The 23,436-nt window shown below is 70.9% G+C and carries 20 protein-coding genes and 1 riboswitch; of the genes, 9 read left to right on the top strand and 11 right to left on the bottom strand.

The annotated features are described in order from the left end of the window. The first annotated feature begins 6 nt into the window (after window positions 1-6). From Vse01_RS00100 to Vse01_RS00085, 4 genes are read left to right on the top strand one after another with little or no spacing between them, the layout of a single operon-like run. Entirely contained in the window at window positions 7-1,176 is a 1,170-nt protein-coding gene (locus tag Vse01_RS00100; protein ID WP_232511101.1) for an ATP-grasp domain-containing protein, read from the top strand. Next, a complete protein-coding gene (locus Vse01_RS00095; RefSeq protein WP_093402084.1) occupies window positions 1,173-2,795 on the top strand; it encodes an IucA/IucC family protein in 1,623 nt (540 codons plus the stop codon). Before Vse01_RS00100 ends, Vse01_RS00095 begins: the two co-directional genes overlap by 4 nt. Then, window positions 2,792-4,459 (top strand): IucA/IucC family protein, encoded by a 1,668-nt coding sequence (locus Vse01_RS00090; RefSeq protein ID WP_093402083.1) that lies wholly within the window; start codon window positions 2,792-2,794, stop codon window positions 4,457-4,459. Before Vse01_RS00095 ends, Vse01_RS00090 begins: the two co-directional genes overlap by 4 nt. Further along, window positions 4,456-5,583, top strand: coding sequence for an alanine racemase (locus Vse01_RS00085; protein WP_093402082.1), 1,128 nt, complete (start codon window positions 4,456-4,458; stop codon window positions 5,581-5,583). Before Vse01_RS00090 ends, Vse01_RS00085 begins: the two co-directional genes overlap by 4 nt. A 119-nt stretch (window positions 5,584-5,702) precedes the next feature. Here Vse01_RS00085 and Vse01_RS00080 read toward each other — a convergent pair whose 3' ends face one another. From Vse01_RS00080 to Vse01_RS00060, 5 genes are all read right to left on the bottom strand, one after another. Continuing rightward, window positions 5,703-6,743 carry a ribonucleotide-diphosphate reductase subunit beta gene (locus Vse01_RS00080; protein ID WP_093402081.1) on the bottom strand — a complete coding sequence of 347 codons (1,041 nt, stop codon included), beginning with the start codon at window positions 6,741-6,743 and terminating at the stop codon, window positions 5,703-5,705. Then, window positions 6,734-9,106: a ribonucleoside-diphosphate reductase subunit alpha gene (locus Vse01_RS00075; RefSeq protein WP_232511100.1), complete on the bottom strand. Its 2,373-nt coding sequence runs from the start codon at window positions 9,104-9,106 to the stop codon at window positions 6,734-6,736. Before Vse01_RS00075 ends, Vse01_RS00080 begins: the two co-directional genes overlap by 10 nt. Before the next feature lie 143 nt (window positions 9,107-9,249). Continuing rightward, window positions 9,250-9,454: riboswitch (cobalamin riboswitch) on the bottom strand. Window positions 9,455-9,617: 163 nt separating this feature from the next. Next, window positions 9,618-9,965, bottom strand: coding sequence for a hypothetical protein (locus Vse01_RS00070; protein ID WP_139233087.1), 348 nt, complete (start codon window positions 9,963-9,965; stop codon window positions 9,618-9,620). Continuing rightward, window positions 9,962-10,111 (bottom strand): hypothetical protein, encoded by a 150-nt coding sequence (locus Vse01_RS00065; RefSeq protein ID WP_170863316.1) that lies wholly within the window; start codon window positions 10,109-10,111, stop codon window positions 9,962-9,964. Before Vse01_RS00065 ends, Vse01_RS00070 begins: the two co-directional genes overlap by 4 nt. A 146-nt stretch (window positions 10,112-10,257) precedes the next feature. Continuing rightward, window positions 10,258-11,265 (bottom strand): helix-turn-helix domain-containing protein, encoded by a 1,008-nt coding sequence (locus Vse01_RS00060; protein WP_093402078.1) that lies wholly within the window; start codon window positions 11,263-11,265, stop codon window positions 10,258-10,260. Between the two features lie 252 nt (window positions 11,266-11,517). On the opposite strand from Vse01_RS00060, the gene Vse01_RS00055 reads away from it, so the two are divergent. Both Vse01_RS00055 and Vse01_RS00050 read left to right on the top strand, forming a co-directional pair. Beyond that, on the top strand, window positions 11,518-12,060 hold the full coding sequence (locus Vse01_RS00055; RefSeq protein ID WP_093402077.1) for a hypothetical protein: 543 nt from the start codon (window positions 11,518-11,520) through the stop codon (window positions 12,058-12,060). Between the two features lie 28 nt (window positions 12,061-12,088). Further along, a complete protein-coding gene (locus Vse01_RS00050) occupies window positions 12,089-12,550 on the top strand; it encodes a hypothetical protein (RefSeq protein WP_093402076.1) in 462 nt (153 codons plus the stop codon). On the opposite strand, the gene Vse01_RS00045 is transcribed toward Vse01_RS00050, so the two are convergent. Further along, the gene (locus Vse01_RS00045; RefSeq protein ID WP_239104262.1) at window positions 12,551-12,802 is read right to left on the bottom strand and encodes a nuclear transport factor 2 family protein; all 252 of its coding nucleotides are present in this window, start codon (window positions 12,800-12,802) and stop codon (window positions 12,551-12,553) included. A 207-nt stretch (window positions 12,803-13,009) separates the two neighbouring features. Here Vse01_RS00045 and Vse01_RS00040 point away from each other — a divergent pair, with 207 nt between their 5' ends. Beyond that, a complete protein-coding gene (locus Vse01_RS00040) occupies window positions 13,010-13,720 on the top strand; it encodes a hypothetical protein (protein WP_139233086.1) in 711 nt (236 codons plus the stop codon). Window positions 13,721-13,906: 186 nt separating this feature from the next. Here Vse01_RS00040 and metH read toward each other — a convergent pair whose 3' ends face one another. After that, window positions 13,907-17,422 carry a methionine synthase gene (metH, locus tag Vse01_RS00035; protein WP_170863315.1) on the bottom strand — a complete coding sequence of 1,172 codons (3,516 nt, stop codon included), beginning with the start codon at window positions 17,420-17,422 and terminating at the stop codon, window positions 13,907-13,909. A 302-nt stretch (window positions 17,423-17,724) separates the two neighbouring features. Between metH and Vse01_RS00030 the strand changes: the two genes are divergently transcribed. Then, the gene (locus Vse01_RS00030) at window positions 17,725-18,594 is read left to right on the top strand and encodes a PAC2 family protein (protein ID WP_093402074.1); all 870 of its coding nucleotides are present in this window, start codon (window positions 17,725-17,727) and stop codon (window positions 18,592-18,594) included. A 131-nt stretch (window positions 18,595-18,725) separates the two neighbouring features. Further along, on the top strand, window positions 18,726-19,517 hold the full coding sequence (locus Vse01_RS00025) for a GntR family transcriptional regulator (protein ID WP_093402073.1): 792 nt from the start codon (window positions 18,726-18,728) through the stop codon (window positions 19,515-19,517). A 217-nt stretch (window positions 19,518-19,734) separates the two neighbouring features. Here Vse01_RS00025 and mshC read toward each other — a convergent pair whose 3' ends face one another. From mshC to Vse01_RS00005, 4 genes are all read right to left on the bottom strand, one after another. Continuing rightward, entirely contained in the window at window positions 19,735-20,973 is a 1,239-nt protein-coding gene (gene mshC, locus Vse01_RS00020; RefSeq protein WP_093402072.1) for a cysteine--1-D-myo-inosityl 2-amino-2-deoxy-alpha-D-glucopyranoside ligase, read from the bottom strand. Window positions 20,974-21,038: 65 nt separating this feature from the next. Continuing rightward, entirely contained in the window at window positions 21,039-21,857 is an 819-nt protein-coding gene (locus Vse01_RS00015) for an SCO1664 family protein (RefSeq protein WP_093402071.1), read from the bottom strand. Next, on the bottom strand, window positions 21,854-22,435 hold the full coding sequence (locus Vse01_RS00010) for a DUF3090 domain-containing protein (protein WP_093402070.1): 582 nt from the start codon (window positions 22,433-22,435) through the stop codon (window positions 21,854-21,856). The genes Vse01_RS00015 and Vse01_RS00010 overlap by 4 nt, the downstream gene beginning before the upstream one ends. Before the next feature lie 118 nt (window positions 22,436-22,553). Beyond that, a complete protein-coding gene (locus Vse01_RS00005) occupies window positions 22,554-23,264 on the bottom strand; it encodes a histidine phosphatase family protein (RefSeq protein ID WP_093402069.1) in 711 nt (236 codons plus the stop codon). Window positions 23,265-23,436 lie beyond the last annotated feature (172 nt).

The following is a 23,436-nucleotide window of genomic DNA, read 5'->3' as shown; positions in this document are numbered from 1 at the left end:
CTCGTGATGCTGTACCTGACCGCCCTCAACCCGACCGACTCCGTGCTGGACGGCCTGCTGCCGGCCGCTGACACGCTCGGCGTGCCGGTCACCGTGTTGACCGACCGGCCCGACGACTGGCCCACGGCGGTGCCGACGCGGGGCTGCCCGGTGCGGGACCCGCAGGCCGTCATCGACGTGGTCCGGGACGGGCCAGCCGCGGTGGGACTCTTCTCCAACAGCGATCACCTACAGGCCGCGACGGCGCTCGCCGCCCGTCGTCTCGGCCTGCCCGGTAAGGATCCAGAGTCGGCGCGACGCTGCAAGGACAAGGCCGCCACCCGGCAGGCCGTCGCCGACGCCGGTCTCGACGTGGTCCACGCCCAGCGCCTCACTCCGGGGCAGCCACCGACGTTCGACGTTTTCCCCGCTGTGGTCAAGCCGCGTGACGGCGTCGCCAGTGAGGACGCCTACCTGGTCACCGACGCGGACGAGTTGGCCCGGCGGGTGACCGAGATCCGCGGTCGCCGACCGGACGCGGCACTGGTGGTGGAGGAGTACCTGCCGGGTGAGGTGCGCACCCACGACACGCTCGGAGACGCCGGGACGCTGGCCGTGCTCGGTGGCTGGCGTACCACGCTCGGCCCGCCGCCCACCTTCACCGAGCTGTGCCTGGAATGGGCACCGGCGACTCCGGCGACGGCCGAGCGGCTACGCGCTCAGCTGGACGCGCTCGGGGTACGGTTCGGCCCCTGCCACACCGAGTTCGTCGTGCACCGGGAGCGACCTCGGCTCATCGAGGTCAACGACCGGTTGATCGGTGACCGGATGGATCTCATCCTGGCCGAGCTGCTCGACGTGCCGCTGTTCGAGTACGTCATCCGGCTGCACCTCGGCGAGTCCGTCGCCGACCTCGGTCTGCCCGACCCGACCACGATCAACCAGACCGCCCGGGTGGAGTACGTCTGCGCCGAGCGCGGCGGCACGCTCGTCGCCGCCCCCGGTCCGATCGACGCGGTACGCGACGGGGTCCGGCTCGGCTGCCGCCCGCTGCGGTCGATCGGGACCGCCGCCGAGCACACCGGCACCAACCGCGACTACCTGGCTGTCCTGCACGCCATCGGGTCGGATCCGGCCGTGGTGCGCCGCGCGCTCGTCGAGTTCCGCGCCGGGCTGGACTGGGTGATCGACACGTGACCGATCCGGTGGAGCAGCAGCTGTTCCGCCGGGTGCTGGACACCCTGCTGCGCGAGGACCACCTCGGCCTGAGCAGCGGCGGCGGCCCCGACGGCCCCGGCTGGTGGCAGGCACCGCACCACGCCGGCCGGTTACGCCTTCCTGTTCGTCCCGACGGCTTCCAACATGCCGTCCGCCTCGCCCGCGCCGAACTGCACGTGCACCCGCCCGGTCGGGCACCACATCGGGTGGACCGGCTGGCGGGCCTGTTGGAGCTGCTCGCGCCGTACGACGACGTCGAGGCCGAGCAGGGGTGGCGCGCCTTCACCGACGAATGCCGGCAGGACCTGCTCGCCCGCCGGCTGGCCGAGACCACCCGGTCGGAGACGTACGCCCGGATCGCCGCCGCCCGGGTCGACCCGCCCACCGGCTTCGGCGGCGCGCTCCTCGACGACGTGCTCGCCGCCCATGCCGGCCACGCCGTCTACCCCACCGACCGGTGCCGGCACGGCCTGGACGAGGCCGAGCTGCTCCGGTACGCACCCGAGCACGCCCCCACGTTCGCCCTGCGTTGGCTGCCCGTACCGGCCCGGACGCTGCGACTGAACGGGCGGCTGCCCGCCTGGTGGCCGACGCCGCGCCAGGCCGGGGAGGCACTGCTGCCGGTACACCCGCTCACCGCCGACCGGTCGGCCCTACCGGTGCTCGACGTACCGGAGATCACCGTGCGACCCACCCTGTCGATGCGTACCGTCGCCCTGGCCCGCGATCCGACGACGCACCTGAAACTGCCGCTGCCGACCGCGAGTCTGGGTGCCCGCAACCGCCGTACCCTCGCGCCCGACGCGCTCTCCGACGGCGCGGCGGTGGCCGCGCTGCTCGACCGCATCGCCGCGGAGCAGCCGCGCTTCGCCGACCGGATCGCACACGCCGACGAGAGCGTCTTCGGTCACTGCGACGACGACGAGCTGCGGTCCTTTCTGTTGCGTCGGCTACCCGCCGGGCTGGAGCGGGCGACCGTGGTGCCGGTGGCCGCGCTCGCCGCGGCGGATCCCACTGCCGGCACTGTCGCCCAGCGAATCGGCGGTGCCGACCCGACCCGGCTCCTCGGGTCCTATCTGGATCTCCTGCTCGACTGGCACGTGTGCCTGTGGTTACGGTACGGAGTGGCGTTGGAAGCACATCCGCAGAACATCCATCTGGTCCTACCGTCCGACGGTCCGATCCGGCTGTTGTACAAGGACAACGACGGCGCCCGGCTCGACCCCCGGCACGCGGGCACGGTCCGACTGCGCGATCAGCGGATGTGGATCCGCCATCCCGGGGAGCTGGCCGACATGTTCGTCACGATCACACTTCACCTGGCGGCGACGGCCCCCCTGCTGGCCCTGGCGGATCAGGGGGTCGCCGTGCCCTCCCCGGCCGAGGCCCTCGCGCCCCGGCTGCGCGCCGCCCGCGACCGGTGGGGCGACACACCCGCCGCACGGGAGCTGGTCGACCGCGTCCTGACCGCCGACCGGTTGCCGGTCAAGGCGATGCTGACCGCCGGCACACTGCTGCCCAAGCAGCGGATCGGCTGCACCGACGTGAACAAGTTCTACCACCGCACCGGACCCAACTACCTGCGGAACGCCTCGTGACGCCGCAGACCGCCGAGGCCACCGCCGGGCCGGCGGAACGCGCCGCCGATCTTGCCACCACGCACACCCTGCTCTCCTGCTACCTGCGGGAGGTGGCCGCGCCCGACGGTGCGGCCGAGACCGTGGGCGGACAGCTCCGGGTCCGGTTGCCGCACCTGGGACTGACGCTCTCCTGCCGACTGGCCCGGGTCTCCCCCGTGCTGGCGCACCGCTACGTCGGCCCGGTCCGCTGCCGGCCGGCGGCGGCACCGGTCGCCCGCCGCCACCCGGCGGTTCCGGATCCGCCGGCCGCCGACACGCCGGGCGACGGCTCGACGGACGCCGACGGGCCGGTCGACGGCGCACAGCTCGCCCGGCTGCTCGCCGCCGAGCTGACCGCCCGCACCGGGCTGACAAACGACGAGTTCGTCGAGCAGGTGCTCGGCAGCCGGGACGCGTTGGCCACCCTGTTGCGGCAGCGCCCGTCCAACGACCCCACCCCGACCGGCGACCCGGTGGTCGACGACTATGTCGACTCCGAACAGTGCCTGGTACACGGCCACCCGCATCACCCCAGTCCGAAGTGGCGCAGTGGTGATCCGGCGAGCTGGCGTCGCTACGCGCCGGAGCTGCGCAGCAGCTTCCGGCTCGACTGGCTCGCCGTGCCCGCCGACCTGGTGGCGGGCGACGGGCCGGTCGACGAGCTGATCGCGCCGCTGGATCCGCCGGACGCGCCGCCCGGTCACCACCTGCTGCCGGTGCACCCGTGGCAGCTGGACCTGATGCCACCTACCGATCCGAGGTTGCGCCGGCTCGGCCCGGCCGGCGTACCGGTCCGACCCACCGCGAGCGTCCGTACGCTCTACGCCCCCTCGGTCGACCTGTTCCTCAAGACCAGCCTGCACATACGCATCACCAACTGCCTGCGCAAGAACGCCCGCTACGAGTTGACCGGAGCGGTGGCGTTGACCCGGTTCCTGTCCGGTGTGCCGCTTCCCGCGCGGGTCGGGTTGCTGCGGGAGCCCGGCTACCGGACGGTCGACCTGCCGGGGGCGGACGAGGCGTACGGCACCATCCTGCGGACCGGGGTACGCGAGCATCTGCGGCCGGGCGAACGGATGGTGTTGGCGGCGGCGCTGGCCAGCGCGCCGCTGACCGTGCCGGACCCGTTCGACTGGTGGCGGGTCTACGTCGAGCTGCTGGTGCCCACGGTGCTGCGCCTGTGGCTCGGCCACGGCGTGGTCCACGAGGCACACCTGCAGAACGTGCTGGTGGTCCTGGATCCGGACGGTCGCCCGGTCCGCCTGATCCTGCGTGACCTCGAAGGATTGAAGCTGGATCTCGGACGGTTGGCGGCCTGGCCTGACCGGGTGCCCCGGCAGGCTGCCTACACCCCCGCACAGGCGGCCCGGCGCGTCGTCTACTGCCTGTTCGTCAACCATCTCGCCGGTCTCGCCGGTGCGCTCGCCGACGGCCACCCCGGCACCGAGCCCCGACTGTGGCAGACGGTCCGGCGAGCCGTCGAGGCGGCGTACGCGCAGCTGGGTGAGCCGGCCGAGCTGGCCCCGCTGCTGCACGGCGCTCCGCTCACCGCGAAGGCGAACCTGTTGGTCCGCTGGCACCGGGCCGCCGACCAGCAGGCGCCCTACGTCGAGGTGCCCAACCCGCTCGGCGGTGCCGGGTGACCCGACCGACGTACGTCTACGATCTCGCCGCCCTGGCCACGCACGCGGCTGCCGTCCGGGCGGCCCTGCCGGAACGGGTCGAGCTGCTCTACGCGGTCAAGGCCAATCCCGACCCGGGGATGCTGCGCACCCTCGCGGCCACTGTCGACGGTTTCGAGGCCGCCAGTCGGGGCGAACTGCGGCACCTCGCGGCGGTGCTGCCCGGTAGACGGGTGGCCGCCTTCGCCGGGCCGGGCAAGACCGACGCGGATCTTTCGGCGGCGCTGGCCGCCGACGTGCACCGGGTACACGTCGAGTCCGCCGCCGAACTGCACCGGCTGGCCGCCCTGGCGCGGGCCGCCGGGCGTACCGTCGATGTGCTGCTGCGGGTGAACCTGCCGGTCGCGACCCCGGGCGCGGTCCTGGTGATGGGCGGACAGGCGAGCCCGTTCGGCCTGGACCCACCGGAGGCGGTCCGGCTCGCCGCCGACCCACCGCACGGGGTCCGGGTCCGTGGTGTGCACGCCCACCTGGCCAGCGGGCTCGACGCGCCGACCGCCGCCGGGGTGGCGCGCGAGGTGACCGACTGGGCGGTGCGGCAGGTACGCGCCGAGGAGGTCAACGTCGGCGGCGGCATGGCCGTCGACTACCGCCGCCCGGAGCACCGCTTCGACTGGCCGAGCTACGGTCGGCTGCTCGGCGAGGTGTGCGACGCCCACCCGACGGTCCGGCTCCGGATCGAACCCGGCCGCGCCGTGGCGGTCTACTGCGGGTCGTACGTGACCGAGGTGATCGACGTGAAGCGGTCCCGGGGCCAGTGGTTCGTGATCGTCGCTGGCGGCACCCACCACCTGCGGACTCCGGCGGCCAAGGGCCACTCCCAACCGTTTGTCGTAGTGCCCCAAGGTGGCGGCGGGCCGCGCACCGACGGCGGGCCGGTCACCGTCGTCGGCCAGCTCTGCACGCCCAAGGACGTGCTGGCCCGCGACGCCGAGAGCGGCCCGATCGCCGTCGGGGACCTCCTCGTGTTCGGAATGGCTGGCGCCTACGCGTGGAACATCAGCCACCGCGACTTCCTCCTGCACGATCCGCCCGACTTCACCACCGGTGACCCGCTCGCCGTGGCCCGTAACTGGGGCCGCTAGCCGGCAGCGCTTCGGGCGACGACGTCGCAGCTCTCGCGGCGGCCGGTGAACCGGCCCGGCGGTGATCGGCAGGATCATCGCCGGGCCGGACCCGGTTCGTGGTGGTGGCCGGACCGCCGTCAGAAATCGTCGTCGAAAGCGACAGTGCCGGTGACTCCGACCTGATAGGCCGACACCCGCCGTTCGAAGAAGTTGGACAACTCCTGCACGTCCTGCAACTCCATGAAGGCGAACGGGTTCTTCGACCCGTACAGCGGTTCGATCTCCAACTGCGCCAACCGCCGGTCGGCGACGTGCTGGAGATATTCGCGCATGTCGACCAGGGACAGCCCGGACACGCCCTGTTCGAGCAGGTCGGCGGCGAACTGCACCTCGCACTCGACGGCTTCGGCAAGCATGTCCCGGACCTGCTGCTCCATCTCGGCGTCGAAGAGGTCCGGCTCCTCGGCGCGTACGGTGTCGACCACGTCGAAGGCGAAGGCCATGTGCATCGACTCGTCCCGGAACACCCAGTTGGTGCCGGAGGCCAGGCCGTGCAGCAGTCCCCGGGACCGCAGGAAATACACGTAAGCGAACGCGCCGTAGAAGAACAGTCCCTCGATGCAGGCGGCGAAACAGATCAGGTTCAGCAGGAACGACCGCCGGTCCTCGCGGGTCTTCAGCTCCCGCAGCTCGAAGATGGAGTCGATCCATTTGAAGCAGAACTCGGCCTTGCGGGCGATCGACGGGATGTTCTCCACCGCCGCGAACGCCGCGAACCGTTCCCGCTCGTCCGGCACGTAGGTGTCCAGGAGGTTCAGGTAGAACTGGACGTGCACCGCCTCCTCGAACAGCTGCCGGGACAGGTACAGCCGTCCCTCCGGCGAGTTGACGTGCTGGTAGAGGTTGAGCACGAGGTTGTTGGCCACGATGGTGTCGCCGGTGGCGAAGAACGCGACCAGCCGGGACACCAGGTGCTGCTCCGCCGGGGACAGCTTCGCCAGGTCGGCAAGGTCGGAATGCAGGTCGACCTCCTCGACGGTCCAGGTGTTCTTGATGGCGTCCTTGAACCTGTCGAAGAACTGCGGGTAGCGCATGGGCCGCAGGGTCAGGTCCATGCCGGGGTCGAGCAGCATCTGCCGCTGGCCGGTGTCGGGTTCGGAAACAGTTGTCACTGGCATGCCTCGCAGCTCTCGGGGTTTTCCAGGGAGCAGGCCAACGCCTCGTCGTCGCTGACCGCGACGATCGGCCTGGCCGCCGGGGTGACGGCGACGGTGGCCTGCTGGATCCGGGTCGCCGGACGCGACCGCAGGTAGTAGGTGGTCTTCAGCCCGGCCTTCCAGGCGTACAGGTACATCGAGGAGAGCTTGCCGATGGTCGGCGCGCTCAGGAACAGGTTCAGCGACTGCGACTGGTCGATGAACGGGGCGCGGGCGGCGGCCAGGTCGATCAGCGCCCGCTGCGGCAGCTCCCACGCAGTACGGAACAGCTCCCGCACCTCCTCGGGCAGCTCGGCGATGCCCTGCACCGACCCCTCGGCCCGCTTGATCTGCTCCCGGATCGGCGCGGTCCACAGCCCGCGCGCCTTCAACTCCCGCACAAGGTACGTGTTGATCTGGAGGAACTCGCCGGACATCGTCTCCCGCTTGAACAGGTTGGACACCTGCGGCTCGATGCACTCGTAGCACCCGGCGATCGAAGCGATCGTGGCGGTCGGTGCGATCGCCACCAGCAGCGAGTTGCGCAGGCCGTGGCGGGCGATCTGCTCGCGCAGCGCGGTCCACCGCGACGCCTGCGTCACCTCCGCGCCCCACAGGTCGGGATGCAACTCACCCTTCGCGGCGCGGGTTTCGGCGTACGCGGGGTGTGGGCCGAACCGCTCGGCGAGCCCGGCCGACGTCTCCAGCGCGGTCAGGAAGATCTCCTCCTGGACCCGGGTCGACAACTCCCGGGCCGGCGCCGAGTCGAACGGCAGGCGCAGGGTGAACAAGGCGTCCTGTAGCCCCATCAGGCCGAGCCCGACCGGACGCCAGCGCGGGTTCGACACCGCCGTCTGCTCGGCCGGGTAGTAGTTGATGTCGATCACCCGGTCGAGGAACACCACGGCCGTGCGTACCGTGGCGCGCAGCTTCTCCCAGTCGACACCGTCGGCGGTGACGTGCGCGCCCAGGTTGACCGACCCGAGGTTGCACACGGCCGTCTCGGTGTCGCTGTTGACCTCCAGGATCTCCGTGCACAGGTTCGACAGGTGGATCGTGTTGCCGGGCGCACCGGTCTGGTTGGACAGCCGGTTCGCCGCGTCCTTGAACGTCATCCACCCGTTGCCGGTCTGCGCGAGCGTACGCATCATCCGGCCGTACAGGTCGCGGGCCTTGACCGTCCGGACGGCCTTCTTCTCCGCGGCCCGGTACGCCTCGTCGAACGCCTCGCCGAACAGGTCCGGCAGCTCGGGTGCGTCCGACGGGTCGATAAGCGACCAGTCGCCGTCCGCCTCGACCCGGCGCATGAACTCGTCCGGGATCCAGTTGGCCAGGTTCAGGTTGTGGGTACGCCGGGACTCCTCCCCGGTGTTGTCCCGCAACTCCAGGAACTCCTCGATGTCCGGGTGCCACGGCTCCAGGTACACGCAGGCCGCGCCCTTGCGCCGGCCACCCTGGTTGACCGCCGCCACCCCCGCGTCGAGGGTCTTGAGGAACGGCACGATGCCGTTGGAGCGGCCGTTGGTGCCCCGGATCAACGCGCCCCGGCCCCGGACCCGTGACCAGGAGATGCCGATGCCGCCGGAGAACTTCGACAGCTTCGCCACCTGGTGGTAACGCTCGTAGATCGAGTCGAGTTCGTCGCGCGGCGAGTCGACAAGGAAACACGACGACATCTGGGTGTGCCGGGTGCCCGAGTTGAACAGCGTCGGTGAACTCGGCAGGTAGGCCAGGCTCGACATCAGCCGGTAGAACCCGATCGCCTCGCCGGGCGTCTGCGACAGCCCGCAGGCCACCCGCAGCAGCCAGTACTGCGGTGTCTCCACCACCAGGCGGGTCTGCGGATGCCGCAGCAGGTAGCGGTCCGCGACGGTACGCAGTCCGAAGTACTCGAACCGCAGGTCACCGTCCGGGTCGACCGCGTCGTCCAGCTTGCGGGCGTTGCGGGCCACGAACTCCGCGGTAGCGTCTCCGATCAGCCCCAGGCCGTGGGCGTACCGGATGGACTGGCTGAAGCTGGCCACCTGCTGCCCACGGACCTCCTTGTCCACGTACGCGGCCAGCAGCCGCGCCGCCAGCTTCGAGTACTGCGGCTCCGTACCGATCAGTTCGGCGGCCGTCTGGATGGACAGCTTGTCCAGTTCAGCGGTGGTGGCCCCGTCGTACAGGCCGCTGATGGTCTTGGTGGCCACCCGCAGCGGATCGACCTCGTCGAGGTCGGTCACCCACCGCTCCACCGCCCGGACGATCTTGTTGACGTCCACCGGTTCCGTGGCGCCGTCGCGTTTGCGGACCTGCATCACCTGCCGGCGCTGCTCCGACACACCTGCGTCGGAGGCCGGCATCTCCCGCACGACCGTCACGTCTCTCTCCTCGCGCCGTCTACTGGGGCCTCGGACACGCGGGGAGGACGCCACGGGATCCGCGCAGGCGGCACGGCCCGTTCATGGCGTCGGCCGTCCCACGCGGCCTGCGGCCGCCGCCCACGAGTGCGGGCGGCGTGCTGGCAGGTCTTCGGACTCGTGGGCGTGCTCGCGCGCTCCTACTGGCCGTCGCTTCCCAGGCCGGGGCCCAGTGCTGTGTGACGGCTGTCGTTCCCACTCACCGCTGCGGGGCAGCCCCGGATTTCCACCGGGTTCCCTCTTGCCTCGGCCGCCCCGGATGGGCGCCGAACCAGCTACGGGTGACACCATATATGGGCGACGCGCGAACGCAAGACACCAGATGGTGTGTCGGCGTGTCCGTGCAACAGATCTCACACCCGGCTACCGCCGTCCGGCCGTTCCGCGCTTGACCGGTCTCCGGCAGGCGGGCGTACGCAAAGGACGGCGGATGCGACGGGGTGCCGATCGTCGGTCACATCCCGGCGCGGCTACCCGTCCCGCACGCGCACCGCAGCCACGCGAGGAACCGGGTCGTCAGCTCGCCGGGATCCTCGCGCGGCAGGTCGTCCAACGCCGCCGTCAACAAGGCACCCGCGTACATCGACAGGCCCACCCGGTCCCGGCCGTACGCCTCGGCGAGCCGCACCCGCGCCGGGGCGCACGGCCACGGCGGTTCGCCCTCGCAGCTGGCGCACGTCCACTCCGGCCGCCGCGGCAGGTGCTCGTCGGCGAGCCGGGCGGGCAGGGCGTCGGCGGCCCGGCCGATTCGCACCGCCTCGGCGGCCATCGCGTCCCGATAGCTGACGGCACGCCCAGTCATGCCGGCCACTGGGCGTTGCGCCGGGCCTGGTCGAGCAGGCGTTGCCGGGCGGCCTCCTGCTCGACGGTCTCCCGCCACTGCCCGCCGTCCGTCAGCGGTATCGGCCGCCGCCGCAGCCACCACCAGAACCTGCGCCACCTGCTCACGCCATCACCTCCGCCGAAGTTCGGGGACGGGGGCGGCGGTACGTGGGGGCGCACCGCCACCACCCACAAGAATCGTGCGATGGCCGTGGGCACTCAGGGCAGGTGCGAGGCGTCCGGCGTCCTGTCCGGGACGGTTGACGGACAGCTCAGCCGGTGGCGACCGCGAGTGCCTGCCGATACTCCTGCGTCCATGCGGCGTCCCGCTGGTCAGGCGGCAACCCGGCCAACCCGGCCCGCAGATTGTCGATGCCGGCCGACGTGTCGCCGAGCGCCAGATAGGCCAGCCCGAGACCCATCCTGCTGAACGTGGGCGTCAGCCAGTAGGCCAGGACCGGTGCCTGCTCGCGCTCGGCCGCCTCGGTGAGGTCGCTGGCCTCACCGAGGAGCCCTGCCGCTGAGCGCCGATCGCCGAGCAGCGCGTACCCGTGGGCGGCCTGGACCGCGTCGCCGACGCGTTGCAGGGCCGTCGCCCCGGGTGTGTGGTACGCGGTCAGGAAATGGCGCACGATGCCGCGCGGGTTGCCTCGCTGCCGCTCCAGGTAGCCTCGGAAGTTCTCCACCTGCGCCGCGAGCGGGCCACTCTCAACGGCGTCGGCCTGCCTGGCGGCCTCGATCAGCACCTGTATCGCCTCGCCGTCGTTGCGGGCTTCGGCATGCAACCAGCCGACGAACTGCGTCCACTCCGCCACCAACTCGTGCAGCTGGCCGGCGTACGGCCCGGCGGCCCGCTCGGCGAGTTGCTGCATAGTGGACCGCTGCGCCACCATGGCCGGCAGTGTCACCGGAGCCGGCAGGACGTCGTCAAGGCGGCGTTGCGCAGCCAGCACCTCGGCGAGCAGCCGCACCGCGGCGGCGTCGAGGCGGGTCGGTTCGGCGAGCACGTACGCCAGGCGGTCATCGTCGTCGGGGGTGGTCACGGTCGGCGCATCGACGACCATCGCGGCCAACTTCCCGCCGGCCTGCAACGTGTCGTCGAGGTGCGCGGCGAGTTCCCGGGACGGTCGGGTACGGCCCGTCTCAAGGTCGTGCACGTAGCTCTTGCCAACGTACGCAAGGCGTGCCAAAACGCGCAGTGACAGGCCACGGACACGTCGAAGTCGGGCAAGCTCAGCGGGGAACCGTGGGGCAACGATGGTGCGCGCACTCGGCGGCATGGCGAAGCTCCCAGGTGGAGGACTGTGCGGCGATCCGCTGGCCTCCACACCAGCGAGCCGCCACAATCGACGGTACCCGGCTCCGACGTGCAGCGGCAGGAGCTGCCGGACGAGCCAGGCCGTGTCGGGGACATGCGACTTGCGCGGACCTGTCGAATCCGGTCGTCGGCGACGGGACGGTCCCGCGTCATCGTCACCGACCTCAAACCCAGCCGAGGTCGCAGGTCGACGCTGCGCTGCGATCGTCAGAGCATGGTCGCTCGAACGCGCGCGAGGACACGGCGGATCGTCGCCACGCTGGCCGCCACACTGCTCGTGCTGACCGCGCTGACCGCCTGCACCCCAGAGATCAAGGGCATCACCGGCCTCACCGTGGATGCTGACGGCCGGCTGCTCGCGGCACTGGCCTGGTGTGCGGACAAGCCGCCGGACGTGATTGTCCTTACCGCCGCAAGGGCGGTCTCGCCCACCCCGTCCGGCGTTCCGGTCCCTTCCGCGAACTGGCCGAGTTGGCCAGGCCGGGACTATGACGTACCCCGGGACGCGACCTCGCCGGCCACCGTCCAACTGCCGGGATTCCCGTCCGATCCTGCCCCTGATCGGCGCGCCGCCTTCCGCATGTACGGCGTCGCCGACAACAGCAGCTTCACCACCCACGCGGTGACCTTCCGGCTCCCCGAACTGGCCGGTCTGCGACCAGGCTCGGTCATGACCACCGCCATCGTGAGCAACGACGAGGTACCGAGGTACGTCTCCCTTGACGAGTTCGCGCGCCTCGGCAGGGCCGAGTGCTGACCTCGCGCAGTTCTGCCACCCTGACCGGGTGAAACCCAACCTGGCGAGAATCTCAGGAAAGCAGGACCGACTCGCGGAGGAGATCCTCGCCCGCGCACCGCGACACATCGAGCAGAGCTTCGTGAACTCCCTCGACCCCGCCGCCGCGCTCGCCCTCGGCCGCTACGGCGCCCGCCTCGCCACCCTGGCGTTGCGACAGAACTCCGTCGATCTGCTACGCCGCTCGGTACTGGCGACCAGCCTCGCCCGATGTCTTGCGTCCGATGACGACCGAGACTTCATGGTGGCTCTGGCGGTGCCGTGGATCGTGGCACGGCAGCTCGGAGAAGACCCGGCCGAGGTATTCGCCATGGTCGGCGACAGCCTGCCGGACGGGCCGGTCGCCAGACTGGTCCACACCTTCGGTGCCCGTACCGACATCAGCCTGGAAGCCTTCGGCTGGGAATTGGTGACGACAGCCGACGGCCCGGACTTCCGGCCGGCGTCCTGATCACAGAAGCACCTCGGTAGTGCCGGCTTGCGCCTGGCCGACGGCCTGAGCGATGGCGAGGGTGTGCTGATACTCGCGCCACTGGGCCAATATGCCGTGGCTGGTCCGCAGTACCCCGATGAACAGCGCCGAGGCGGTTACCCCGGTCGCCGTGTGTGTGCCGACCAGTTCGTACTCGACCACGATCACGTCGGGGTCGCCGGTCTCGTGCACGACCACGTTGCGGCAGCCGCCGCAGGTGACCGCAGCCATGTTCAGTGCGGCGACGACCAATCTGGCGTCGTGGTGGGCGCGCCGGAAGTGGTACGGCGAGTGTATGAACTGGGAGCACGCCAGCACACGCGCAAATGGGGCAATGGGTTGCCTGCGCAGCGCGAAAACAGCACCGGTGTGCCGCCGGACGTTCGTCTATGCTCGCTCGTATTTCCTGCAACTGCCGAGCGGTGGAGAGGGAGAGCCATGTCGGACTGGTTGGACTTGTTGGAACGGGGGTCCTGGTTTGCGGCGATAGCAGGTACGCTGGTCGCTGTCATCGTGGCCGTACAAGCGTCGAACACCTCCTCTCGGATGAAATCGACGCTGGATATGGCGAGGCCCTTTGTCCGCGCGCTGGCGCTCTCCCTGGACAAGCCAGAAATCCTGGCCGCATACGAATCCGAGTGTACGACCGCCAAGGAGATCCTGCGCAAGAAGACGCGCCGCAGGCTCGGTGTGGCAGGAGTGGTACTTGGCATCCCGGCATTTTCGGTAACCGCTGCCTTACTTCTTCCTGAGGTTCCTAATCGCACCGAGATGCGGTTCTCCATCGGCGACGCAGCACAGCAGGAATGCACGACCGGCGGTCTGAACTTCGCAATGCATACCACCTGCACCAATCGCTGGCTCCTTGACTCGCCAGGGCAGGCAATCCAGGCACAGGCCACCCTCTCGGGTCCGGCACGCCAGAGAGATCTGAGCATCGTCGTTGATGGCTGCTCGGACCGCGCGCAGGTTCGGTGGGAGCTACTCGCCGATGGCGAAACTCTCGGCAATGGCGTGGCTGGTTCTGGGAGCCAGGAACAGGAACTGCGCGTGCCTAAGGGCAAGTCATCGCTCACCATCCGAGCCGAGCGAATCGATGATAACTCGTGCTCCGCAGAACTCGTCGTCGAGGCCATCCAGTGGCCCTAGTACTTCAGTAGGAGATCCGTTTCCGGGCTCGGTGGGGTCATGTCGGGTGTAGTGACTGATCTTGGCTTTGGTTTGGTGCCGGCCTCGGAAGATGGACCACACGATGACGTTGCCGACGCGTCGGGTGGGTTCTGGTTCAACGCCTACCGCAGGTGTTGGAAGTGCAGGTCACGGCACCTGCGGGCGTCACTTGGCGTTGAAGTAGCTGGCCTCGGGATGGTGGACGACGATGGCGTCGGTGGCCTGCTCCGGCATCAGCTGGAACTCCTCCGACAGCTGCACACCGATCCGCTCGGCGCCGAGCAGCTCCACGATCTTCGCCCGGTCCTCCAGGTCGGGGCAGGCCGGGTAGCCGAACGCGTACCGGCAGCCGCGGTAGTCGGTGCCCAGCAGGCCGGCCAGGTCGGCCGGGTCGTCGTCGGCGACGGTACGGCCGTCGGGCAGCCGCAGCTCGGCCCGGACCCGCTTGTGCCAGTACTCGGCGAGGGCCTCGGTGAGTTGCACCGACAGGCCGTGCACCTCCAGGTAGTCGCGGTACTCGTTGCGGGCGAACAGCTTCGCCGCGTACTCGCTGACCGGCTGGCCCACGGTGACCAACTGCAACGCGACGACGTCCAGTTCCTCGCCGCGCGGGCGGAAGAAGTCGGCCAGGCACAGCCGCCGCTCCTGCCGCTGCCGGGGGAAGGTGAACCGGGCCCGCTCGGCGTGCCCGTTCTCGTCCAGGACCACCAGGTCGTTGCCCTCGGAGTAGGCCGGGAAGTAGCCGTACACCACGGCCGCCTCCAACACCTGATCGGCGATCAGCCGGTCCAACCAGTAGCGCAGCCTAGGCCGGCCCTCGGTCTCCACAAGCTCCTCGTACGACGGGCCCTTGCCACCGCGCGCACCGCGCAGCCCCCACTGGCCCATGAAGGTGGCCCGCTCGTCCAACAGTGCCGCGTAGTCGGCCAGCGGCACCCCCTTGACCACCCGGGTGCCGTGGAACGGTGCGACCGGCACCGGCACGTCGACCGCGACGTCGGAGCGTACCGAGGTGTCATGCAGTTCCGGCAGCGACTCGGCGACCACCGCACGCTGCCGTTCCCGGCGGGCCCGCCGGGCAGCCAGGGCCGCCTCCCGCTCGGGGTCCACCACCGGGGCACCGCCGCGCTTGGCGACCATCACCCGGTCCATCAGGGAGAGTCCCTCGAAGGCGTCGCGGGCGTAGTGCACCTGGCCGGGGAACATCGACCGCAGGTCGTCCTCGACGTACGCCCGGGTCAGCGCGGCGCCACCGAGCAGGACCGGCCAGCGCTCCGCGACCCCGCGCGACGCCATCTCGACCAGGTTCTCCTTCATGATGACGGTGCTCTTGACCAGCAGACCCGACATGCCGATGGCGTCGGCGCGGTGCTGCTCGGCGGCATCGAGGATGGCGGAGATCGGCTGCTTGATGCCGATGTTCACCACGTCGTAGCCGTTGTTGGACAGGATGATGTCGACCAGGTTCTTGCCGATGTCGTGTACGTCGCCCTTGACGGTCGCGAGCACGATGCGACCCTTGCCGCCGTCGTCGGCCTTCTCCATGTGCGGTTCGAGGTACGCCACCGCGGTCTTCATCACCTCGGCCGACTGCAACACGAACGGCAGCTGCATCTGACCGGAGCCGAACAGCTCACCGACGACCTTCATGCCGTCCAGCAGGATGTCGTTGATGATGAGCAGCGGGGCGGTGCCGGCCGCCATCGCCGCGTCGAGGTCGGCTTCCAGGCCGTTGCGCTCCCCGTCGATGATCCGCCGCTTGAGCCGCTCGTTGAGCGGCAGGGCCGCCAACTCCTCGGCCCGGGTGGCACGCGCCGAGGCGGCGTCCACGCCTTCGTACAGCTCGATGAACCGCTGCAACGGGTCGTAGCCCTCGCGGCGGCGGTCGTAGACCATGTCGAGGGCGACCTCGCGCTGCTCGTCGGGGATCTTCGACATCGGCAGGATCTTGCTGGCGTGCACGATCGCCGAGGTGAGCCCGGCCTGCACGCACTCGTGCAGGAAGACCGAGTTGAGCACCTGACGGGCGGCGGCGTTGAGTCCGAAGGAGACGTTGGAGATGCCGAGGGTGAAGTTGATCCCGGGGTAGCGTCGGGCGATCTCACGGATCGCCTCGATGGTCTCCATGGCGTCCCGGCGGGTCTCCTCCTGACCCGTGGAGATCGGGAAGGTCAGCGCGTCGACCATGATGTCCGGCAGCCGCATCCCCCAGCGTCCGGTCAGGTCGTCGACGATGCGGGAGGCGATGCGGACCTTGTCCGCTGCGGTGCGGGCCTGCCCCTCCTCGTCGATGCACATCACCACGACGGCCGCGCCGTGTTCCATGATCACCGGCATCACCCGGCCGAAGCGGGACTCCGGGCCGTCGCCGTCCTCGTAGTTGACCGAGTTGACCACGCAGCGCCCGCCGAGCACCTCCAGCCCGGCCTCGATCACCGCCGGCTCGGTCGAGTCCAGCATGATCGGCAGGGTGGAGGCGGTGGCGAACCGACCGGCCAGCTCGCGCATGTCGGTGGTGCCGTCCCGACCGACGTAGTCGATGCAGAGGTCCAGCAGGTGCGAGCCGTCGCGGGCCTGGCCACGGGCGATCTCCACGCAGGACTGCCAGTCGGCGGCGAGCATCGCCTCGCGGAACGCCTTGGAGCCGTTGGCGTTCGTCCGCTCCCCCACCATCAGCACACTCGCGTCCTGCGCGAACGGCACGTGGTGGTAGATCGAGGAGACACCCGCATCGGTACGCGGCTCGCGGGCCACCGGCCGCACGTCGCGCATCCGCTCGGCGAGCACCCGGATGTGCTCGGGGGTCGTGCCGCAGCAGCCGCCGACAAGCGCGACGCCGTAGTCGACGACGAACCGTGCCAGCGCGTCGGCCATCTCCTCAGGACCCAGCGGGAAGTACGCCCCGTCGGGGGTGAGCACCGGAAGGCCGGCGTTGGGCATCACCGACACCGGGATGCGGGAGTGCTGCGACAGGTAACGCAGGTGCTCACCCATCTCGGCCGGCCCGGTCGAGCAGTTGAGGCCGATCAGGTCCACGCCGAGCGGCTCGATGGCGGTCAGCGCTGCGCCGATCTCGCTGCCCAGCAGCATGGTGCCGGTGGTCTCGACCGCCACGTGACAGATGATCGGCACCTGCCGGCCTGCCTCGGCCATCGCCCGCTTGGACCCGATCACCGCCGCCTTGACCTGGAGCAGGTCCTGGCAGGTCTCGATAATCAACGCGTCCGCGCCGCCAGCGATCAGCCCGCCGGCGTTCTGCTGGTACGCGTCGCGGAGGCTGGCGTACGAGGCGTGGCCGAGGGTCGGCAGCTTCGTACCCGGACCGATCGAACCGAGCACCCAGCGGGGCCGCTCCGGGGTCGAGTACGCGTCGGCGGCCTCCCGGGCCAGCCGCGCCCCCACCTCGGACAGCTCCCAGATCCGGTCGGCGATGTCGTACTCGGCGAGGTTGGGCAGGTTCGCGCCGAAGGTGTTCGTCTCCACACAGTCCGCGCCTGCCGCCAGGTACGCCTCGTGCACCCCACGTACGACGTCCGGGCGGGTGACGTTGAGGATCTCATTGCACCCCTCCAGACCGTCGAAGTCGTCCAGGGTCAGGTCCGCAGCCTGCAGCATCGTGCCCATCGCCCCGTCGGTGACGAGGATCCGGTCTGCCAGCGCATCGAGCAACGAAGTCCGCACGACCTCAGGTTAGTGCGGTGGGACCGGCCCGCACCCCCGCGTGCCGTCCGATCCCACATTGTGTCATCGGGATCACGTTGCCCGCTTTGGTACGCATTGCCCAACACGTGCGCTGCCGACCGGTGTCCGCGCGGTCCTACGCCGGTGTCGACGCCCGCCCCATCCGGCGCGGCCGACGGGCCGGGTCCGGGCCTGGCACGTAGGCTGACTGACGTGAAGGACTACAGCGACACCGCCACGCACCGTGGGCGGACGACCGGGACCATCTCCCGGACCGCCGGTGACGAACAGGAGGTGACGGCGTGACCGAGTTCGACGGGCTGCCGGTGCTGCGGTCCCCGGTCGCCATCTGCGCCTTCGAGGGGTGGAACGACGCGGCGGACGCATCCACCGCGGCGGTCGAGCACCTGGAGCAGGTGTGGGAGGCCCGGCCCGTCACCGAGCTGGACCCGGAGGACTTCTACGACTTCCAGGTCAGCCGGCCCACCATTGCCATGTCCGACGGCGCCACCCGCCGGGTGGAGTGGCCGACCACCCGGTTCACGGTCGCCAGCCCCGCCGGCACCGAGCGGGACGTGGTGCTGATCCGCGGCATCGAGCCGAGCATGCGGTGGCGGACCTTCTGCGAGCAGGTGCTGGAAATCTGCCACAGCCTGGAGGTCGAGCGGGTGGTGCTGCTCGGTGCTCTGCTGGCCGACGTGCCGTACACCCGGCCGTTGCCGATCAGCGGCAGCGCCTCCGACGCCGACGCCGCGCGCCGCTACCAGCTCACCCCGACCCGATACGACGGGCCGACCGGCATCGTGGGCGTGCTGCACGACGCCTGCACCCGGGCCGAGGTCGACGCCGTCTCGTTCTGGGTCCACGTGCCGCACTACGCCAACAACCCGCCCTGCCCGAAGGCCACCCTCGCCCTGCTGCACCGGGTCGAGGAGGTGCTGGACCTTCCGGTGCCCATGGCCGACCTGGCCGAGGAGGCCGCCGAGTGGGAGCAGCGGGTACGCAGCGCCGCCGAGCAGGACGCCGAGCTGGGCGAGTACGTCCGCGAGCTGGAGGAACGCGTCGGTGACGCGGGCATCACCCCGTTGACCGGGGACGAGATCGCCCAGGAGTTCGAGAAGTACCTGCGCCGCCGGGGCGGATCTGCCGGCCCCACCGCCGGTTCCTGGTAACCCGCTACCCCGTTCCGCTTTCGAGACCCCGGGTCGTTCGTCGGCCCGGGGTCTCGACGTGTGTGTCGGGGTGGCGGCGCTCACCACCCGTACGGCATCCTAGGAACCTAGCTGAAAATGAGGAGGCGGGGATGCAGATCAACCCGGGGGCGGCCGAGTTCCCGCACCGGCAGATCGCCGCGCAGCTCAAGACCCAGATCCGGCGCGGCGACTGGGCGCCCGGCGAACGGCTGCCGTCCATCCCGGCCATCGCCGAGATGTTCGGGGTGGCCAAGCAGACCGTCCAACGCGCCGTCGACCAGCTGCGGGTCGAGGGCATCCTGATCACCAAACCGGGTTCCGGTACGTACGTGCGGGGCACCCGGCGACGGCTCAACCGGCTATCCCGAGGCCGCTATGGCGGCTTCCGCGGCTACCACACCGACCTGGCGGCCCGATATCGCCAGCAGCTCGTCTCCGTCGGCCGCTCCCCCGCGCCGCCCGAGGTGGCCGATGCGTTCGGCGTACCCGACGGCACCGAGCTGCTCTGCCGCCGCCACCTCGTCCGCACCGAGGACGCACCGGTCGAGGTGGGCGCCTCCTGGTTCCTGCCCGCCGACACCGCCGGCACCACACTGGAGCGGGCCGAGGCGTTCGGCCGCCCGCTCTACCAGGAGGCTGAGGAGGCCACCGGCCGCCGGTACGCGACCGCCACCGACACCATCACCGCCCGCCAACCCAGTCGCGAGGAGTCGGAGACCCTCCAGATCCGACCGGACACCCCGGTGCTGCACCTGCTGCACGTGGCGTACGACCCGCAGCGCCGGCCCATCGAGGTCGCCCAGGCCACCTGGCCGGGCCCGGTCACCACGCTGACCGAGGAGTACCAGATTCCCGCCCCCACCGCCGAGCCGGACCCCGACCCCGGCCTCGTCCTCGGCTGAACCTCACCACCTCACGTCCGCCACCCCTGGGGACCGCGCCCCGACGGGGAACACGTAGCAGCAACATCGGCGATGTTGTCCCCTCCCGAGCACGCCAGGCAGCAACATCGGGGATGTTGTCCGCCCGGGCGGGAGGGGGTCCCGGCGCGGAGGGGCACCGCGTGGGAGGGCACCGCGTGGGAGGCGGGGACGTCGGGGACTTTGCCGGCTCGGACTGTCAGAGGCGGATGCCGAGCAGGGCGTCGACGGTCTCGGCGAAGGGGCGCGGCGCGGCCGGGTCGTCGTCGGCACCGGCGAGGGTCCGCTCGGCCCACTCGTCGGCCAGCCGCAGGGCACCAGGGGTGTCGAGATCGTCGGCGAGTCGTTCGCGTACCCCGGCCAGGAACGCCGCCCCGGACGGTCCGGCGGTCGCGGCGGCGGCCCGCCGCCAACGGCCCAGCCGTTCCTCGGCCGCGGTGAGCAGGTCGTCGGTCCAGGACCGGTCGGCGCGGTAGTGACCGGAGAGCAGGGCCAGCCGGACCGCCATCGGATCCACCCGGTCGGCGCGCAGCCGGGAGACGAAGACCAGGTTGCCCCGGGACTTGGACATCTTCTCGCCGTCCAGCCCGATCATGCCGGCGTGCACGTAGTGGTTGGCGAACGGTGCCGCGCCGGTCAACCGCTCGGCGTGCGCGGCGGAGCACTCGTGGTGCGGAAAGAGCAGGTCGTTGCCGCCACCCTGCACGTCGATGGTGGAGCCGAGCAGGCCGAGGGCGATCACCGCGCACTCGATGTGCCAGCCCGGCCGGCCCGGACCGAGGTCGCCGCCCGGCCAGGACGGCTCGCCGTCGCGGGCGCCGCGCCAGAGCAGCGGATCCAGCGGGTCACGCTTGCCGGCGCGGTCCGGGTCGCCGCCGCGCTCGGGGAAGATCTCCAGCATCTCCGCGCGGGACAGGTTTGACTCGTAGCCGAAGCTCGGTGCGGCCGAGATGTCGAAGTAGACGTCACCGGTGCCGTCGTCGAGGCGGTACGCGGCACCGTCCTTGAGCAGCACCAACACCTTCTCGGCGATGTCCGGGATCGACTCCACCGCGCCGACGTAGTGGGCCGGCGGGATGATCCGCAAGGCCTCCATGTCCTCCCGGAACAGCGCCGTCTCCCGCATCGCCAGGACCTTCCAGTCCTCGCGGTCGCGTTCGGCCCGTTCCAGCAACGGGTCGTCGATGTCGGTGACGTTCTGTACGTACCGGACCTCGTGGCCGGCGTCGCGCCACATCCGCTGCACCAGGTCGAAGGTGATCATGGTGGCGGCGTGACCGAGGTGGGTGGCGTCGTACGGGGTGATGCCGCAGACGTACATGGTGGCGGTGCCGTCCGGATCACTCGGCTGCACACCTTCCCGCGCCGAGTCGAACAACCGCAACGTCTCGCTCCGGCCCGGCAGCCGCGGCACCTCGTGCCCCACCCAAGACTCCATGACCGTCAGCCTAGCCAGCCGTTGGGCGACGTCACGCCGGCCCGAGAGTGATCAACGCGACAGGCTCAGATCGGCGGCCAGGGCACTGCCGGCCAGTCCTGGGACGGCTGCGGATAGCGACCGCTCTCGCACAGCCGGTCGACCCGGGCGGTCAGCTCGGCGATCTCACCGAGGGTGAGATGCTCGGCCAGTTCCTCGCCGAGCGGGCCGGCGAGCTGACGGGACAGGCGGCCGAGCATGTCGACGGCGTCGGCCGGCAACGACCGGCCGGCCCAACCCCAGAGCACCGTACGCAGCTTCTCCTCCACGTGGAAGCTCACCCCGTGGTCGACCCCGTGGATCCGGTCGTCCGGACCGACCAGGACGTGGCCACCCTTGCGGTCGGCATTGTTGATCACCGCGTCGAGCACCGCGAGGCGGGCCAGCCGCGGATCGTCGGCGTGAGCCAGCGCGTACGGAATGCCGTCGTCGTCGCGGGCGGCCGCGATCGGGAACCAGCGGGGTGGCACCGAGTCGGCCGGCACGAAACCCACGAGTGGCTCGGCGTCGGGCGGCTCGTCGATCCACAGTTGGCAGGAACCGGGCCCGAACGGCCCGTTCCGCAGCACCGTCGGCGGCACCAGATCCCAACCGGTGGCGGCGGAGACCAGGTAGGCGGCTACCTCACGGCCCGCGAGGGTGCCGTCCGGAAAATCCCACAGCGGTCGCTCGCCGCGCACCGGCTTGTACACGCACCGCGCCGACGCTCCGTCCAGGGTCAGCACGCCACGCAGGGTGGTGTTCGAGGCATCGACGAGCCGCCCTTCGACGGTCAGCTCACCGTCACGCAACAGGCGCAGCGCGGCACCCCCGTCCTGTCGGGGAGCCACGCCGGACGAGGTCACCGGTGGTAGCCGTTGTTCCGGGGGCAGAGGTGGCCAGCCGGGTCGAGGGGCTGACCGCAGAGCGGGCAGGGCGGCCGGCCGGCGTTGACCACGCGCCGGGCCCGCTCGATGAACGCACGGGTCGCTTCAGGGGTCAGCCGGACCCGGAGCCGGTCGAGGTCCTCGTCGGGCTCGACATCGTCGGGGTCGTCCTCCTCCTCCGACTCGCCAAGCTCGATCTCGGTCTCCGCCTCGCCGACCGCGATCGCCTCGATCACCACGGTCGCGGTGTCCGCGTCGAAGGCCAGGCCCAGCGTGCCGACCCGGAACTCCTCGTCCACAGGTGTCTCCAGCGGGTCGTTGTCACCGACCGGGACGGCAGCAGCCTCGGGCAGTTCCACACCGAACCGACGCTGGGCCTCGGTGAGCAGTTCCTCCAGCTTCTCGGCGAGCAGGGAGACCTGGACCTTCTCCAGCGCGACGCTGACCAGCCGGCCACCGCCGCGCGCCTGAAGGAAGAACGTGCGCTCCCCCGGCGGCCCGACGGTCCCGGCGACGAACCGCTCCGGCGGCTCGAAGGCGTGCACCTGGTGGGTCATACCCACGACCCTATCCGGCGGCCCCGCACAGCGCGCACCCCACCGACCCGAATAGCGACGCCGCCGACACCGCGTGTCCCGCCCGCGGTGCGCGCCGCGGGACACGGAGCCGGGCGGCTCACCGGGACGCCCCCGCGCCACCGCCGACCGCGGCGTCCGAGTCCGCCGGCCGGCGGGCCCGCCGACGCCGCTTACCCGGCGGTGGCACCAGGCCGGCCAGGTCACCGCCGACGTCGTTGAGGCGTACCAGGAAGGGCCGCAGAGGGGTGTAGCGGATCGCGGTCACCGACGCTGGGTCCACCACGATCCGCTGAAAAAGATCCAGATGTACGCCGAGCGCGTCGGCGACGATGGCCTTGATCACATCGCCGTGGCTACAGGCCAGCCAGACCGCCTCGGGACCGTGTTCGGCGCTCAGTCGGGCGTCCCAGGCGCGTACCGCCGCGACCGCTCGGGTCGCCATCTGCGCCATCGCCTCGCCACCGGGGAAGACGGCCGCGCTGGGGTGCTGCTGCACCACCGGCCAGAGCGGCTCCTTGGCCAGCTTCTTCAGTGGCTGACCCTCCCAACTGCCGTACCCGCACTCGATCAGACCGTCGTCCACCACCGGCGACGCTTCGGGCAATGCCAGGTCCAGGGTCTGCCGGCACCGGATCAACGGGCTGGTAACCACGGCCGTCAACGGCACCAACCGTAGGCGTTCACCAACTGCGGTGGCCTGGGCTCGGCCGGTCTCGTCCAGTTCGACGGGCTGCCGACCGGCGAGCCCACCGTCGGCGTTTGCGGTGGTGCGTCCGTGCCGCAGGAGCAGAAGTGTCGCCACCCGCACAACCCTAGGCCCTCGCCCCACACCCCTCAGGGCAGTGCCCAACTCCCCCCGACGGCAACCCCGGCCACCTCCGCCCCGCCACCACGCCGCGCTGGCGGGTGGCGGGTGGCGGGTGGCGGGTGGCGGGTGGCGGGTGGCGGGTGGCGGGTGGCGGGTGGCGGGTGGCGGGTGG

Origin of the sequence: Micromonospora sediminimaris (genome assembly GCF_016863575.1) — a bacterium.
Taxonomy (GTDB): Bacteria; Actinomycetota; Actinomycetes; order Mycobacteriales; family Micromonosporaceae; genus Micromonospora; species Micromonospora sediminimaris.
Note: the sequence above shows the minus strand (reverse complement) of the source record. Positions and strands in the feature narration are given on the sequence as shown.

What these genes read in the sequence shown, in the direction of transcription:
- Vse01_RS00100 (WP_232511101.1), top strand. Translation starts at nt 7, where the DNA reads ATGCTGTACCTGACCGCCCTCAACCCGACCGACTCCGTGCTGGACGGC.
- Vse01_RS00080 (WP_093402081.1), bottom strand. Translation starts at nt 6,743, where the DNA reads ATGCCAGTGACAACTGTTTCCGAACCCGACACCGGCCAGCGGCAGATG.
- Vse01_RS00075 (WP_232511100.1), bottom strand. Translation starts at nt 9,106, where the DNA reads ATGCCGGCCTCCGACGCAGGTGTGTCGGAGCAGCGCCGGCAGGTGATG.
- Vse01_RS00070 (WP_139233087.1), bottom strand. Translation starts at nt 9,965, where the DNA reads ATGACTGGGCGTGCCGTCAGCTATCGGGACGCGATGGCCGCCGAGGCG.
- Vse01_RS00060 (WP_093402078.1), bottom strand. Translation starts at nt 11,265, where the DNA reads ATGCCGCCGAGTGCGCGCACCATCGTTGCCCCACGGTTCCCCGCTGAG.
- Vse01_RS00055 (WP_093402077.1), top strand. Translation starts at nt 11,518, where the DNA reads ATGGTCGCTCGAACGCGCGCGAGGACACGGCGGATCGTCGCCACGCTG.
- Vse01_RS00045 (WP_239104262.1), bottom strand. Translation starts at nt 12,802, where the DNA reads ATGGCTGCGGTCACCTGCGGCGGCTGCCGCAACGTGGTCGTGCACGAG.
- Vse01_RS00040 (WP_139233086.1), top strand. Translation starts at nt 13,010, where the DNA reads ATGTCGGACTGGTTGGACTTGTTGGAACGGGGGTCCTGGTTTGCGGCG.
- Vse01_RS00025 (WP_093402073.1), top strand. Translation starts at nt 18,726, where the DNA reads ATGCAGATCAACCCGGGGGCGGCCGAGTTCCCGCACCGGCAGATCGCC.
- mshC (WP_093402072.1), bottom strand. Translation starts at nt 20,973, where the DNA reads ATGGAGTCTTGGGTGGGGCACGAGGTGCCGCGGCTGCCGGGCCGGAGC.
- Vse01_RS00010 (WP_093402070.1), bottom strand. Translation starts at nt 22,435, where the DNA reads ATGACCCACCAGGTGCACGCCTTCGAGCCGCCGGAGCGGTTCGTCGCC.